This is a genomic window from Kitasatospora terrestris (genome assembly GCF_039542905.1).
Taxonomy (GTDB): domain Bacteria; phylum Actinomycetota; class Actinomycetes; order Streptomycetales; family Streptomycetaceae; genus Kitasatospora; species Kitasatospora terrestris.
The window spans coordinates 3,807,232-3,821,140 of sequence record NZ_BAABIS010000001.1 but is presented as its reverse complement, the minus strand read 5'-3'; the positions used below and the strand labels follow the sequence as shown (position 1 = coordinate 3,821,140).

The window sequence follows — 13,909 nt, the reverse complement described above, 5'->3', positions numbered from 1 at the left end:
CGGGTCGAGGAGCTTCTCGCGACCATAACGTGATCTCCGGAAATTTCTCGGACCGAGCGCCGCCGATGTGGTTATTGCCACGCTCTTGGTGGGTGTTCTGGTTACGGTTCGGGTCAGTGCGGCGGGCCGGACGGCGCCGTACCGACGGGAGCGATGGAGGTCGGGATCGGTGACGCGGATCACGCTGGTGCAGGGTGACATCACGGATCAGCAGGTGGACGTGGTGGTGAACGCCGCGAATTCGAGCCTGCTCGGCGGCGGCGGGGTGGACGGCGCGATCCACCGGCGGGGCGGCCCGGAGATCCTCGCGGACTGCCGCCGGCTGCGCGCCTCCCACTACGGCAAGGGGCTGCCGACCGGCCGTGCGGTCGCCACCACGGCGGGACGGCTGCCGGCCCGCTGGGTGGTGCACACCGTCGGACCGGTGTATTCGGCCGCCGACTACGAGGGGCGGGCCGGACTGCTGGCCTCCTGTTATCGCGAATCGCTGGGGGTGGCGGTGGAGTTGGGGGCGCGGACGGTGGCCTTCCCGGCGATCTCGGCGGGAATCTTCGGCTGGCCGATGGAGGACGCGGCGCGGATCGCCCTCACCGCCGTCACCGGGGCGGAGGCTGGTCGCGGTGTGCTGGAGGAGGTGCGGTTCGTGCTCTTCGACGGGGCGGCGTACGAGACGTTCGAACGGATCTGGCGCGAGCTGGGCTGATGGGCGGTCACATGGCGGACGGGGCAGGGCGGGTGTCCGCCTCCATGGTGGCGCGGCGGGGCGTCAACACGCCAGCGATGTTCGATAATTCGTTCGAGTGAAACACGCGATCCGCACACCGGAGCGCTCAGCGCGGGGCCAGCGCCGACCAGGCCACCGTGACCTCGCCCTGCCGCCGGCGCCCCCGCGCGTCCACCAGCGGCCAGTCGGCCGCCAGCGCCGCGCACGCCGCCGCCCAGCGCTGCCGGGCCCCGAACGCGGCGTACGGCGCCGCGGCCGCCCACGCCCGGTCGAAGTCGGCCAGGAACGCGTGCACCGGACGACCCGGCACGTTGTGGTGGATCAGCGCCTTCGGCAGCCGCTCCGCCAGGTCCGACGGCCGGCCCAGGCTGCCCAGGCGGGCCGCGAAGGTCACCGTCCGCGGCCCCTCCGGGCCCAGTGCCACCCAGACGTGCCGCCGCCCGATCTCGTCGCAGGTCCCCTCGACCAGCAGTCCGTCCGGCGCCAGCCGCCCGCACAGCCGCTCCCAGACCTCCGCGACCGCGTCCTCGTCGTACTGGCGCAGCACGTTCGCCGCCCGGATCAGCTGGGCCCGCGCGCCGTCCAGCGGCACCTCGAACCCGCCCCGCCGGAAGGTCAGCAGCGGCTCCTCGGCGTACGGCGCGGCCGCCGCCACCCTGGCCGGGTCGATCTCGATGCCGACCACCCGCACGTCCGGCCGCACCGCCCGCAGGCGGGCCGACAGCTCCACCGCCGTCCACGGCGCCGCCCCGTAGCCCAGGTCCACGGCGATCGGGGGCCGCTCCGCCAGCCGCAGCGGACCGGCCGCGGTGTGCGCGATCCAGCGGTCCATCCGGCGCAGGCGGTTGGTGCCGGTGGTGCCGCGCGTGATCGTTCCGACCGGCCGGGGGGCGCGGCCGCGACCCGGCGGGCCGGGCGGGGTCGTGGGGTGGTCGGAGGCGGCCATGCGGGCAAGCGTACGCAATTCCGGGCACCCGGTCTCACGGGCTGAGACGGGGAATAGGCGGCACTCGTGCCGTGGTTGGCACACTGGATGTCTGTCCGCCCGCTGCCCCCGGCCGCGGGCGGCCGCACGTCACCGGCCGGGGACCCGCGCCGGGACGCCCCACCACCGACCAGTGCCGCCGACCAGTACCGCCGCGCGCCGGCCCCGCCCGGAGCACAGAGGAGGCTTCAGCCAGGTGACCCAGCACCTCGTCCGGACGGCCCGCCGCGACCGGCTCACCGTGCCATCCCGCGCCCGCCTCCAGGCCCTCGTCGGCGGCCGCCGCCGACCGCGCCGGATCGCCATGCTCAGTGTCCACACCTCCCCGCTGCACCAGCCCGGCACCGGCGACGCCGGCGGCATGAACGTCTACATCGTCGAGCTCGCCAAGCGGCTCGCCGAGATCGACATCGAGGTCGAGGTCTTCACCCGCGCCACCAGCTCCGACGACGCGCCCGTCGTCGAGCTCGCCCCCGGCGTCCTGGTCCGGCACGTCACCGCAGGCCCCTACGAAGGCCTGATCAAGGAAGACCTCCCCGCCCAGCTCTGCGCCTTCACCCACGCCGTGCTGCGCACCGAGGCCGGGCACCGGCCCGGCCACTACGACCTCGTCCACTCCCACTACTGGCTCTCCGGCCAGGTCGGCTGGCTCGCCGCCGAACGGTGGGGCGTGCCCCTCGTGCACACCATGCACACCATGGCCAAGGTCAAGAACGCCGCACTCGCCGACGGCGACACCCCCGAGCCCGCCGCCCGCGTCATCGGCGAGACCCAGGTCGTCGACGCCGCCGACCGGCTGATCGCCAACACCGCCGAGGAGGCCGCCGAGCTCACCCGGCACTACGGCGCCCGCCCCGAGCAGCTCGCCGTCGTCCACCCCGGCGTCAACCTGGACGTCTTCCGGCCCGGCGACCGCGCCGCCGCCCGCGCCCGGCTCGGGCTGCCGCAGGACGCCGCCGTCCTGCTCTTCGCCGGGCGAATACAGCCCCTCAAGGCGCCGGACGTCCTGCTCAAGGCCGTCGCCCAGCTGCTCGCCCACCGCCCCGAACTGCGCGAACGGCTCGTCGTCCCGGTCGTCGGCGGCCCCTCCGGCACCGGCCTCGCCAAGCCCGAGAGCCTGCACAAGCTCGCCGCACAGCTCGGCATCGGCGACGTGGTCCGCTTCCACCCGCCGGTCGGGCAGGCCCAGCTCGCCGAGTGGTACCGCGCCGCGAGCGCGCTCGTCATGCCCTCGCACAGCGAGTCCTTCGGCCTGGTCGCCCTGGAGGCCCAGGCCTGCGGCACCCCCGTGGTCGCCGCCGCCGTCGGCGGCCTGCCGGTCGCCGTCGGCGACGGCCGCACCGGCACCCTGGTCAACGGCCACGACCCCGAGGCCTGGGCCCACGCGCTGGAGCCCTACGCGACCGACCCCGCCCTCGTCGCCCGCCTCGGGCAGGCCGCCGCCCACCACGCCACCGCCTTCGGCTGGTCCGCCTCCGCCGCCACCACCGCCGACGTCTACGCCTCCGCGCTCACCCCCCGCACCCCCTCCCGCCTCCGCTTCGCCTGACCGCCCGGCCCGGTGCCCGCTGCGCGGGGCTTCCGGGCCGGGCCTCCGCCCGCTGCGCGGCGCTCGCGGCGTGATGCGGGTGACAGGGCGGCGGTGCGGGGTGGGCGGATAGCGTGGGGGCATGGGTGACAAGGACGGGGCGCTGGCCCTGCTGCGGGGGGCGTTGGACGAGGCCGGGGTGGCGTGGGAGCCGGCGGCGGCCGATCCGTACACGCTGGTGGCGACGCTGCCCGGGACGCGGAAGCTGTCGACCACGTGCGCGCTGCGGGTCGGCGACCACACGCTGTCGGTGAACGCGTTCGTGATCCGCCGCCCGGACGAGAACCACGAGGGCGTCTACCGCTGGCTGCTGGAGCGCAACACCCGCCTGTACGGGGTGGCGTACGCGATCGACCCGCTGGGCGACGTCTACCTGGCGGGCCGGCTGCCGCTGGAGGCGCTGACCGGGGACGCGGTGGACCGGCTGCTCGGCACGGTGCTGCAGAACGCGGACGAGCCGTTCAACACCCTGCTGGAGCTGGGCTTCGCGAGCGCGATCCGCCGCGAGTGGGAGTGGCGGACCAAGCGCGGCGAGTCCACCCGCAACCTGGAGGCGTTCGCGCACCTCGCCGGCCCCGCGGCGGAGCAGCCCCCCGCCACCGCCTGAGCGGAACCCCCGCCCCGCGCCGGCCCGCTCTGCTTGGATGGCCGTTCGAACACGCAGACGGGGGGCGGGCGGATGACGGACGCGGCGGGGGCCGCCGGACGGCGGTTGGCGTACCTGGAGCAGTTGGTGCGCGCGGAGCTGGTCGAGCGCCGGCGCCGTCGGGACTGGGACCGGCGGCGGGCGTTCACCCTGCAGCTGGCGACGGTGACGCTGTCGGCGCTGATCACCGTCCTGCTCGGGGTGAAGGTGTCGACGGGCGCGGAGCAGTGGCTGGCGAACGTGGCGCTGGCGCTCGGCGCGCTGGTGACGGTGCTGGCGGCGTGGGCGACGTTCTTCTCGTACCGCACGGTGTGGATCCAGCGCGCGGACACCGTCCACCGGCTCACCACCCTGGCCCGGTCGATCGACTACCTCCGGGCGGGGCTCGGCGAGGAGCCGCCGGCCCCGGAGGACGTCGACCGGGTGCACGCCGAGTTCGAGGAGATCGCCCGGGGCGACCACGAGGCGTGGATCAGGATCCGCCAGGCCGAGGGCGCCTGAGGCCCGGGCGGAGCGCCGGAGTTCAGGAGGCGACGGCGGCGGCCGGCTGTTCGGCGACCGGGACCGGGAGCGGGGCGACGGTCTTTCGGCGGCCGATCGGGACGAAGGCGACGGCCGCGATCGTGCCGACGACGGCGCAGGTGCCCCAGAGCACCGCGGGTCCGGCGTGGTCGAGCAGCAGGCCGCCCGCGGCCGGTCCGAGGAAGGACGCGAGCGACCAGGAGAGCGAGTACACGCCCTGGTAGCGGCCGCGCGCCTCGGCGGGGGAGAGTTCGGCGACCAGGCCCATCATGGTCGGCGCGTTGATGATCTCGCCGATCGTCCAGACCGCCACGGTGAGGGCGTACAGCGCGGCGGAGCTGCCGGCGAGGGCGCTCAACCCGAAGCCCCAGCCGATCAGCAGGGCGCCGACGACCAGCAGGCCCGTCCGGCTGCGGCCTTCCATCCAGCGGGTGACCGGCAGCTGCAGCAGCACGATCAGCACGCCGTTGAGGCTGGCGACCAGGCCGAACTCGGTGGTGGTGATGGAGTGCTGCCCCATGTCGACGGCCAGCGTGGTGGAGCCCTGCTGGAAGACCATGGCGAGCAGCAGGTTGACGCCGAAGACGGCCATGAACGGGCCGTCGCGGAAGACGGTGCCCAGTCCGACCGGCTTGGTGCCGGGGGCGACGGCGGCCGTCCGCTCGGGCCGGGTCTCGGGGATCCGGACGAAGATCAGCACCGCGCAGAGCAGCGTGGAGAGCGCGTCCAGCAGGAACAGGGTGAGGTAGCCGTGGGTGGCGATCAGTCCGGCCGCGGCCGCGGAGACGCCGAAGCCGATGTTGATCGCCCAGTAGTTCAGCGAGTACGCCCGGACCCGGTCCTCGGCCGGGACGACGTCGGCGATGATCGCCGAGATCGCGGGGCGGGCGGCGTTGTTCGCCAGGCCCGTGAGGAACGCCACCACCGCGATTGCCACCGGACCGTCGGTGAAGCCCAGCACCGCGGTGAACACGGCCGTGGCGAGCTGCGCCGCCAGCAGGGTGGGCCGCCGGCCGAGCCGGTCGGTCAGCACGCCCGCGCCGAGCGCCGCGATGGCCGCGCCGAGGCCGAACAGCGCGGAGACCAGTCCGGCGTACGAGGCGGAGTAACCCCGCTCGGCGGTCAGGTACAGGGCCAGGAAGGTGACCACGAAGCCGCCGAGCCGGTTCACCAGCGTGCTCGCCCACAGCCACCAGAACTGCTGCGGGAGTCCTCCCACGGTCTCCGAGACGGCGGTGCGGACACGGCTTGGCGCAGCCAATGGGGGCTCCCGGGACGTGGACGCCCGCTGAGCGGGGCGGGGTGGTCCGCTCAGCACGACGGTAAGAGGCAGGATGGTGGCGCACACATTACTAGCGGACCCTCGGCCCGACCAGCACTTAAATTCGAGCCACTAAGCTGGGGGCCATGGCTGACACGACCTACCGACTGATCCTGCTCCGCCACGGCGAAAGCCAGTGGAACCAGAAGAACCTCTTCACCGGCTGGGTCGACGTCGACCTCAACGAGAAGGGCGAGAAGGAAGCCGCGCGCGGCGGTGAGCTGCTCCTTGCCGAGGGCCTGCTCCCCGACGTCGTGCACACCTCCCTCCTGCGCCGCGCGATCCGCACCTCGCAGATCGCCCTGGACAAGGCCGACCGCCACTGGATCCCGGTCCGCCGCAGCTGGCGCCTGAACGAGCGCCACTACGGCGCCCTCCAGGGCAAGGACAAGGCCCAGACCCTGGCCGAGTTCGGCGAGGACCAGTTCCAGCTGTGGCGCCGCTCGTACGACACCCCGCCGCCCGTGCTCGCCGACGACGCCGAGTACTCGCAGGCCGGTGACGCCCGCTACGCCGAGATCCCCTCGGAGCTGCGGCCCGCCACCGAGTGCCTCAAGGACGTCGTCGAGCGGATGCTCCCGTACTGGTACGACGCGATCGTCCCGGATCTCGCCGAGGGCAACACCGTCCTGGTCACCGCGCACGGCAACAGCCTGCGCGCCCTGGTCAAGCATCTGGACGGCATCTCCGACGCCGACATCGCCGGCCTGAACATCCCGACCGGCATCCCGCTGGTCTACGAGCTCGACGCCGACTTCAAGCCGGTCACCCCCGGCGGCCGCTACCTCGACCCGGAGGCCGCCGCGGCCGCCATCGAGGCGGTCAAGAACCAGGGCAAGAAGTAAGCCCGAAGGCGAAACGGCCCGCCCCCCGCGCCAACAGCGCGGGCGGCGGGCCGTTGCCGTTCCGGGCGGTCCGGTGGGCCGAGTGGGCCGGGCGGTCGACGCCAACTCCCGTGTGGGGCTTGATGGTTCAGACCATTGACGGCGGGCGGTGGGCTCCCTAGCGTGGGAGGACTAGACCGGTGCGGGCATGACAACCCCCGACGGCCACGCCTTGTCGCGCCCGTGTTCGGCGTACTCCATCCACCCCCACGGAGGAGCACCATGCGCAAGCGCACCATCTTCGCGGCCGTCACGGCCGCGCTCGCCCTACCGCTGGCGACGGCGGTGCCGGCCGGTTCGCACGGCTGGGTGACCACCCCGCCGAGCCGGGCCGCGTACTGCGCGGCCGGCACGGTGACCAACTGCGGCGACATCCAGTGGGAACCGCAGAGCGTCGAGGGCCCGAAGAACTTCCCCACCTCGGGCCCGGCCGACGGCACGCTGTGCGCGGGCGGCAACAGCCGCTTCGCCCAGCTGGACGACCCGCGCGGCGGCGCCTGGCCGGCGAAGCAGGTGACCGCCGGGCAGCAGCTGACCTTCACCTGGAAGTTCACCGCCCGGCACGCGACCACCCGGTTCCGGTACTTCATGACCAAGCCGGGCTACAGCGCGAGCACCAAGCTGACCCGCAGCAACCTCGACCTGACGCCGTTCCTGACCGTGCCGTACAACGGCGCGCAGCCGCCGACCACGGTGAGCCACACCGCGACGATGCCCTCGGGCCGGACCGGCCACCAGGTGGTCCTCGCGGTCTGGGACATCGCGGACACCGGCAACGCCTTCTACCAGTGCCTGGACGTCACGTACTGAGTCCTCCCGGGCCGCGGCAGCAGAGCGGCCGGGCACCCCGCGCGGGTGCCCGGCCGTGCGTGGTCTCAGTGCCCGCCGCAGCAGCCGCCGCTCGCGCCGCCGCACTGGCAGGGCGCGCCCGACTGGCAGCCGCACCCGCAGCCCGGGCCGCAGCCGCATCCCGCGGCGACGACGGGCAGCAGCCTGGCGGCGCTCGGGGCGGCGTGGTCGGACGGGTGGGTGGTGGAGGTGGGGATCGCCTTCATCGCGCTGAAGCCTTCCTCGTCCGGGCGCACCGAAGGTACGCCTACGACACGAGTGAAGCCCGGCCCGTGACGGTGCGTCAACGGGCGCGCGGGGGCGCCGGCCGCACCCCTGCGTGCGCCCCCGCGGCCGGCGGCCGGTTACTCGGTCGGCTCGGCGGTGGCGACGAAGTCGTCCACGTGCTCGCCGGTGACCAGGAACACCACGCGCTTGGCGACCGACACCGCGTGGTCGGCGAAGCGCTCGTAGTAGCGGCCGACCAGGGTCACGTCCACCGCGGTCTCGATGCCGTGCTGCCAGCGGTCGTCCAGCAGGTGCGAGAAGAGCTCGCGGTGCAGCGCGTCGATCGCGTCGTCGTCCCGCTCCAGTTCGAGCGCCTTGTCGACGTCCTTGGTGGCGATGACCAGGCCGGCCTTGGCGACCAGGCGCTGGGCGAGCTGGCCCATCTCCAGGACGATCGGGTGCAGGTCGTTGGGGACGGCGGTCTCCGGGAAGCGGAGCCGGGCGACCTTGGCGACGTGCCGGGCGAGGTCGCCGCAGCGCTCCAGGTCGGCGCTCATCCGCAGCGAGGTGACGACGATCCGCAGGTCGGTGGCGACCGGCTGCTGGCGGGCCAGCAGGTCGATGGCGCGGTTCTCCAGCTCGTGGTGCAGCTCGTTGATCTTCTCGTCGGCCGCGATGACGCTCTCCGCCAGGGCGAGGTCGGCGTCGAGCAGCGCGGTGGTGGCACGGCCCATCGCCGAACCCACCATCCGGGCGAGCTCCACCAGGCCGTCGCTGATCGAGTCGAGTTCCTCGTGGTACGCGTCGCGCATGCGGTTCATCCCTTTCCAGTACCTGTGTCGGTGGCGGTGCCGACCGGCCGCCCGGAGAGGGGCGACCGCTGCTGGTGGCGCGAATGGTAGCCGTGCCACCGCCCACACGGGCGTGCTCCGCCAACACTGAGCCGTTCGGGCGACGGGGCACGGCCGGGACAGTGAATCGACGGAATCCTGAAGGTGAATTCTCGGCAACGTACGGCCGATGCCTTGATCGCACCCTTACGGAGCGCGCCCGTCATGCGCTTACGCTGGCGTTATGGACGTGAACGTGGCCGCCGCCGCTGCCTGCGCCATAGCCGGGCTCGGCGTCGGCCTCACGGCCGCCATCGCCTTCCGCTGGAGCGAGCGCGAGCAGGCACGCGGCAGCGGCGGTACGAAGAACGGCGCGGGATCCGCCCCGGCGCAGGAGCCGGCCCTCCCGCCCGGTGTGGACACCGTGCTCTCGGTGCTGCGCTCCTGCGCCATCGTGCTCGGCGACGGCGACGAGGTGGTCAAGGCCAGCTCCGCCGCCTACGCGATGGGCCTGGTCCGCGGCGGCGCGATGGCCGTGGACCAGATGCTGTCGCTGGCCCGCGCCACCCGCCGGGACGGTGAGATCCGTCAAGTGGACCTGGAACTGACCCGACCCGGCGGCGCCGCGCGCGCCGCCGATCCGCTGGCGGTCTCGGTCCGGGTGGCCCCGCTGGGCTCCCGGCTGGTCCTGGTGCTGGTCGAGGACCTCACCGAGCGCCGCCGGATCGAGGCGATCCGGCGCGACTTCGTGGCCAACGTCTCGCACGAGCTGAAGACCCCGGTGGGCGCCCTGTCGCTGCTCTCCGAGGCGGTCGCGGACGCCTCCGACGACCCGGAGGCGGTGCAGCGCTTCGCCGGCCGGATGCAGGTCGAGGCGACCCGGCTGGCCAGCCTGGTGCAGGAGATCATCGACCTCTCCCGGGTCCAGGACGACCGGCTCAAGGTCGACCCGGAGCCGGTGCCGGTGGACGAGCTGCTGTCCGAGGCGATCGACCGCTGCCGGCAGACCGCCGCGGCCAAGCAGATCCACATCGCCTCCGGCGGGGTGGGCGGCCTCTACCTGAACGGCAACCGCGGGCAGCTCGCCGCCGCGCTCGGCAACCTGGTCGAGAACGCCGTCAACTACAGCCCGCCGCGCACCCGGGTGGCGCTCGCCACCCGCCGGATCTCCAGCGCCGCCGCGCTCGGCGAGGCGGACGGCGAGCTGATCGAGATCTCGGTGACCGACCAGGGCATCGGCATCTCGGAGAAGGACCGCGAGCGGATCTTCGAGCGCTTCTACCGGGTCGACCCGGCCCGCTCCCGACTGACCGGTGGAACCGGCCTCGGACTCTCCATCGTCAAACACGTCGCCGCGTCCCACCGCGGCACGGTGTCGGTGTGGAGCGTCGAGGGCCAGGGGTCCACCTTCACCCTGCGGCTCCCGGCCGGGAAGGCCCCGGACCAGGACCGCACCCTGACCGACGAAACCGAAGCAACAACCCACCTTCCTGCCCCGGAGGCCCGATCGTGACCCGTGTACTGGTGGTCGAGGACGAGGAGTCGTTCAGCGACGCCCTCTCGTACATGCTCCGCAAGGAGGGCTTCGAGGTGGCCGTCGCCGCCACCGGGCCCGACGCCCTGGAGCAGTTCGAGCGCAACGGCGCCGACCTGGTCCTGCTCGACCTGATGCTGCCGGGCCTGCCCGGCACCGAGGTCTGCCGCCAGCTGCGGGTCCGCTCCAACGTTCCGGTGATCATGGTCACCGCCAAGGACAGCGAGATCGACAAGGTCGTCGGGCTGGAGATAGGGGCGGACGACTACGTCACCAAGCCCTACTCCACCCGCGAGCTGGTGGCCCGGATCCGCGCGGTGCTGCGCCGCCGCGGCGAGGACGGCGGCGCCGAGGGCGCGACCGTGCCCGGCGCGCTGGAGGCCGGCCCGGTGCGGATGGACGTCGACCGGCACGTGGTGACCGTCGACGGCGCCAAGGTCGACCTGCCGCTCAAGGAGTTCGACCTGCTGGAGATGCTGCTGCGCAACGCCGGCCGGGTGCTCACCCGGATGCAGCTGATCGACCGGGTCTGGGGCGCCGACTACGTGGGCGACACCAAGACGCTGGACGTCCACGTCAAGCGGCTGCGCGCCAAGATCGAGCCGGACCCGGGTGCCCCGCGCTACCTGGTGACCGTCCGCGGCCTCGGGTACAAGTTCGAGCCGTAGACCGGCCCGCATGCGCGGAAGGGGCCCCTGCTCGGCAGGGGCCCCTTCGCGTCGCTGCGTGCGGTCAGTGCGCGCTCGGGCTGGGCGAACCGCTCGCGCGGCCGGCCAGCGGCGTGGTCGATGCGGAGGCGCCGGCCGAGGCCGAGGCGGACGCACCGGCCGACGGCGAGGTGGAGGCACCGGGGGAGGCGGACGCGGAGGCGGCGGGGGAGCCCGACGCGGAGGCCGAGGGGGAAGGCGCGGCGGACGGCTTCGCCGCCTCCTCGGCCGGGCCGTAGCCGGCGTAGTAGCCGACGGCCGGCTGGACGTACGCCGGCGCGGTGACCTTGCCGGCGTCGCCGAAGCCGAACGAGGTCTCGGCGTTGCCGCCGACGGTCACCTTGGTACCGGTCACCCGGGCGGCCGGCTGGCCGTCGCCGCCGAGCAGCACCGCGCCGCCGGCCGGGACGACGATCTCGGAGAGGGCACCGCCCTTGTCGTCGGTGAAGGTCGCGGCGGACGTGCCGACCAGGAGCGTCTTCAGCGAGTGGGGGACGGTGCCGGTGTTGCTGATGTTGACCGTGACCGCCAGCGGGCCTTCGTACTCGGCCGCGGCGGTCGCCGGGGCGACCACCACGATGTTGTTCAGCCGGAGGTCGTTGCCGATCGAGGTCGCCGCGTTGTCCGGCTTGATCTGCAGCGTCGCCGGCGTGTTGCCCGCCGCGCAGGCGGACAGCGGGACGATCGCGGCGAGGACGAGGGCGGCGATGGCGCCGCGTCGAAGGCTCCGGCTCACGGCGGCGACTTCTCCTTGGGTGTCGATCAGTGATGATCACCGTTTCGGTGGTCACCCTCAGACTACTGACCCTTACTTATCCCGTTCTCACGGGGTGGCCCCGTGTCGCGATCGGATCACGATCGGCCCCGCCGTGGCGTCCTGGGTAAAAACTCAAGATCCAATCATGGTTGCGGGAGTGTTGACCAGAGGTTTCGCGAACCCGGCACACCGCCTCCCACCTGCGGTAAGCCCCTGTCGAACACCGGTCGCAGCACGCCATGGGGGTGGTTGTCAAGCCCTGAGACCCGCCCTGACCTGCGAAAACGCCCTTCGGGTGCGCTCGAAACCGTGTTATTCTGGTAAGCCACGGAAGGGGTCCTGTCACATGACGTTCAAGGTTGGCGACACGGTGGTCTACCCCCATCACGGGGCAGCGCTGATCGAGGCCATCGAAACCCGCCAGATCAAAGGTGTGGACAAGACCTACCTGGTGCTGAAGGTGCAGCAGGGAGATCTGACGCTGCGCGTACCCGCCGAGAACGCCGAGTTCGTCGGCGTCCGGGATGTGGTCGGCCAGGAGGGTCTGGACCGCGTGTTCGAGGTGCTGCGTGCACCGTACACCGAAGAGCCCACCAACTGGTCCCGCCGCTACAAGGCGAACCTCGAGAAGCTCGCTTCGGGCGATGTCATCAAGGTCGCCGAGGTCGTCCGCGACCTGTGGCGTCGGGAGCGCGAGCGCGGCCTGTCGGCCGGCGAGAAGCGCATGCTGGCCAAGGCGCGCCAGATCCTGGTCAGCGAGCTCGCGCTCGCCGAGAACACCAACGAGGACAAGGCGGAGACGCTGCTCGACGAGGTCCTCGCCTCCTGACACGCCCTCACCGGCGCGTATGACGCGGCGCCCGGCGGTGCACCCGCACCTCGGGCGCTTCGGCATGCCCGCCGGAGGGGTCCTCGGCATGCCGTGGGCCGGCGGCGCGCCGCCGGCGGGGCGGAAGCGCCGGTCGCGTTCCGCCGGAGCCCGGCGGGTCCACTAACGTGCAGTCCGGAAGGGGGCCGTCCCGCGCGCTCGATGCGTTCGGCAGGGCCATACCCATCGCGACCGAGGAGCGAAACCTGAACGCCACAGCACAGCTCGCCGCGGCCGTCGTTCCGGCCGCCGGGCGCGGGGAGCGACTGGGCCCCGGCGCACCCAAGGCCCTGCGCGAGCTCGGCGGGGTGCCGCTGCTGGTGCACGCCGTCCGGGCGCTCGCGCGCAGCCGCGCGGTCGGCCTGGTGGTGGTCGCCGCACCGCCGCAGGGCGTCGCCGAGGTCGCCGCGCTGCTGGACAGCCACGGCCTGGACGGCAAGGACGTCAAGGTGGTGGCCGGCGGCGCGACCCGGCAGGAGTCCGTGCGCCTCGGCCTGGCCGCGATCCCGGCGGAGACCGAGGTGGTGCTGGTGCACGACGCGGCCCGTCCGCTGGTCCCGGTCGAGGTGGTGGACGCGGTCGCCGCGGCCGTCCGGGCCGGCGCCGGGGCCGTGGTGCCCGCGGTGCCGCTGGCCGACACCGTGAAGCGGGTCGAGCCGCAGCCGGCCGGCGCCCCCGAGCCGGTGCTGGAGACCCCCGACCGCTCCGCCCTGCGCGCCGTGCAGACCCCGCAGGGGTTCCGCCGGGCCGCGCTGGCCGAGGCGCACGAGAAGGCGCTCGACGGCGAGGCGCAGGTCACCGACGACGCCGGGCTGATCGAGCACTTCGGTGGCCGGGTGGTCGTGGTGCCCGGCCACGAGGAGGCGTTCAAGGTCACCCGCCCGCTGGACCTCGTGCTCGCCGAGGCCGTACTCGCCCGGAGGAGGGCCACCGATGGCTACTGATCCCACCCGTCCGGTCGTTCCGCTGGTCGGCATCGGCACCGACGTCCACGCCTTCGAGGCCGGCCGGCCGCTGCGGGTCGCCGGGCTGGAGTGGGCGGACTCCGACGTCGGCCTGGCCGGGCACTCCGACGCGGACGTGGCGGCGCACGCCGCCTGCGACGCGCTGTTCTCGGCGGCCGGCCTGGGCGACCTGGGCGCGCACTTCGGCACCGACCGGCCCGAGTGGGCCGGCGCGGCCGGGGTGGCCCTGCTGGCCGAGGCGGCCCGGATCGTCCGCGCGGCCGGGTACGAGATCGGCAACGTCGCGATCCAGGTGATCGGCGTCCGCCCGAAGATCGGCAAGCGCCGGGACGAGGCCCAGCGCGTGCTCTCCGAGGCGGTCGGCGCCAGGGTCTCGGTCTCCGGGACCACCACCGACGGCCTCGGCCTCACCGGCCGCGCCGAGGGACTCGCCGCGATCGCCACGGCGCTGGTCTACGAGCTCCCCCCGGCCTAGCCTGACTGCTGACGGGTGATCAGCCGGATCCCCTCCAGGGAGGCGTC

The 13,909-nt window shown here is 73.6% G+C and carries 16 protein-coding genes; 11 read left to right on the top strand and 5 right to left on the bottom strand.

The window, feature by feature from the left end:
• Positions 1 to 169: 169 nt before the first annotated feature.
• The gene (locus tag ABEB06_RS17525) at positions 170 to 703 is read left to right on the top strand and encodes an O-acetyl-ADP-ribose deacetylase (RefSeq protein ID WP_345697799.1); all 534 of its coding nucleotides are present in this window, start codon (positions 170 to 172) and stop codon (positions 701 to 703) included.
• Positions 704 to 830: 127 nt separating this feature from the next.
• Here ABEB06_RS17525 and ABEB06_RS17520 read toward each other — a convergent pair whose 3' ends face one another.
• Positions 831 to 1,670: a class I SAM-dependent methyltransferase gene (locus ABEB06_RS17520; protein WP_345697798.1), complete on the bottom strand. Its 840-nt coding sequence runs from the start codon at positions 1,668 to 1,670 to the stop codon at positions 831 to 833.
• Between the two features lie 235 nt (positions 1,671 to 1,905).
• On the opposite strand from ABEB06_RS17520, the gene mshA reads away from it, so the two are divergent.
• The 3 genes from mshA to ABEB06_RS17505 all read left to right on the top strand — a co-directional run bounded on the left by mshA (position 1,906) and on the right by ABEB06_RS17505 (position 4,444).
• A complete protein-coding gene (mshA, locus tag ABEB06_RS17515; protein WP_425559637.1) occupies positions 1,906 to 3,258 on the top strand; it encodes a D-inositol-3-phosphate glycosyltransferase in 1,353 nt (450 codons plus the stop codon).
• A 121-nt stretch (positions 3,259 to 3,379) separates the two neighbouring features.
• Complete coding sequence (locus tag ABEB06_RS17510; protein WP_345697797.1) at positions 3,380 to 3,904, top strand: type III secretion system chaperone family protein; 525 nt, start codon at positions 3,380 to 3,382, stop codon at positions 3,902 to 3,904.
• A gap of 72 nt (positions 3,905 to 3,976) precedes the next feature.
• On the top strand, positions 3,977 to 4,444 hold the full coding sequence (locus tag ABEB06_RS17505; RefSeq protein WP_345697796.1) for a DUF4231 domain-containing protein: 468 nt from the start codon (positions 3,977 to 3,979) through the stop codon (positions 4,442 to 4,444).
• Positions 4,445 to 4,466: 22 nt separating this feature from the next.
• On the opposite strand, the gene ABEB06_RS17500 is transcribed toward ABEB06_RS17505, so the two are convergent.
• A complete protein-coding gene (locus ABEB06_RS17500) occupies positions 4,467 to 5,684 on the bottom strand; it encodes an MDR family MFS transporter (protein ID WP_345697795.1) in 1,218 nt (405 codons plus the stop codon).
• A gap of 188 nt (positions 5,685 to 5,872) precedes the next feature.
• Here ABEB06_RS17500 and ABEB06_RS17495 point away from each other — a divergent pair, with 188 nt between their 5' ends.
• Together ABEB06_RS17495 and ABEB06_RS17490 are read left to right on the top strand one after the other, a co-directional pair.
• On the top strand, positions 5,873 to 6,631 hold the full coding sequence (locus ABEB06_RS17495) for a phosphoglyceromutase (protein WP_345697794.1): 759 nt from the start codon (positions 5,873 to 5,875) through the stop codon (positions 6,629 to 6,631).
• A 261-nt stretch (positions 6,632 to 6,892) separates the two neighbouring features.
• Positions 6,893 to 7,480 (top strand): lytic polysaccharide monooxygenase auxiliary activity family 9 protein, encoded by a 588-nt coding sequence (locus ABEB06_RS17490; RefSeq protein WP_345697793.1) that lies wholly within the window; start codon positions 6,893 to 6,895, stop codon positions 7,478 to 7,480.
• A gap of 65 nt (positions 7,481 to 7,545) precedes the next feature.
• On the opposite strand, the gene ABEB06_RS17485 is transcribed toward ABEB06_RS17490, so the two are convergent.
• Together ABEB06_RS17485 and phoU are read right to left on the bottom strand one after the other, a co-directional pair.
• On the bottom strand, positions 7,546 to 7,725 hold the full coding sequence (locus ABEB06_RS17485) for a hypothetical protein (protein WP_345697792.1): 180 nt from the start codon (positions 7,723 to 7,725) through the stop codon (positions 7,546 to 7,548).
• 138 nt (positions 7,726 to 7,863) lie between these two features.
• A complete protein-coding gene (gene phoU, locus ABEB06_RS17480) occupies positions 7,864 to 8,538 on the bottom strand; it encodes a phosphate signaling complex protein PhoU (protein WP_345697791.1) in 675 nt (224 codons plus the stop codon).
• 262 nt (positions 8,539 to 8,800) lie between these two features.
• Here phoU and ABEB06_RS17475 point away from each other — a divergent pair, with 262 nt between their 5' ends.
• Complete coding sequence (locus tag ABEB06_RS17475) at positions 8,801 to 10,069, top strand: sensor histidine kinase (RefSeq protein ID WP_345697790.1); 1,269 nt, start codon at positions 8,801 to 8,803, stop codon at positions 10,067 to 10,069.
• Positions 10,066 to 10,758, top strand: a complete 693-nt coding sequence (gene phoP, locus ABEB06_RS17470) for a two-component system response regulator PhoP (protein ID WP_345697789.1) — start codon at positions 10,066 to 10,068, stop codon at positions 10,756 to 10,758. Before ABEB06_RS17475 ends, phoP begins: the two co-directional genes overlap by 4 nt.
• Positions 10,759 to 10,822: 64 nt before the next feature.
• Here phoP and ABEB06_RS17465 read toward each other — a convergent pair whose 3' ends face one another.
• Positions 10,823 to 11,533 carry a DUF461 domain-containing protein gene (locus tag ABEB06_RS17465; protein ID WP_345697788.1) on the bottom strand — a complete coding sequence of 237 codons (711 nt, stop codon included), beginning with the start codon at positions 11,531 to 11,533 and terminating at the stop codon, positions 10,823 to 10,825.
• Positions 11,534 to 11,900: 367 nt separating this feature from the next.
• On the opposite strand from ABEB06_RS17465, the gene ABEB06_RS17460 reads away from it, so the two are divergent.
• From ABEB06_RS17460 to ispF, 3 genes are all read left to right on the top strand, one after another.
• Complete coding sequence (locus ABEB06_RS17460; protein WP_014136563.1) at positions 11,901 to 12,383, top strand: CarD family transcriptional regulator; 483 nt, start codon at positions 11,901 to 11,903, stop codon at positions 12,381 to 12,383.
• Positions 12,384 to 12,601: 218 nt separating this feature from the next.
• A complete protein-coding gene (gene ispD / locus ABEB06_RS17455; protein WP_425559781.1) occupies positions 12,602 to 13,366 on the top strand; it encodes a 2-C-methyl-D-erythritol 4-phosphate cytidylyltransferase in 765 nt (254 codons plus the stop codon).
• Complete coding sequence (gene ispF, locus ABEB06_RS17450) at positions 13,356 to 13,862, top strand: 2-C-methyl-D-erythritol 2,4-cyclodiphosphate synthase (RefSeq protein WP_345697787.1); 507 nt, start codon at positions 13,356 to 13,358, stop codon at positions 13,860 to 13,862. The genes ispD and ispF overlap by 11 nt, the downstream gene beginning before the upstream one ends.
• The last annotated feature ends 47 nt before the right edge of the window (positions 13,863 to 13,909 follow it).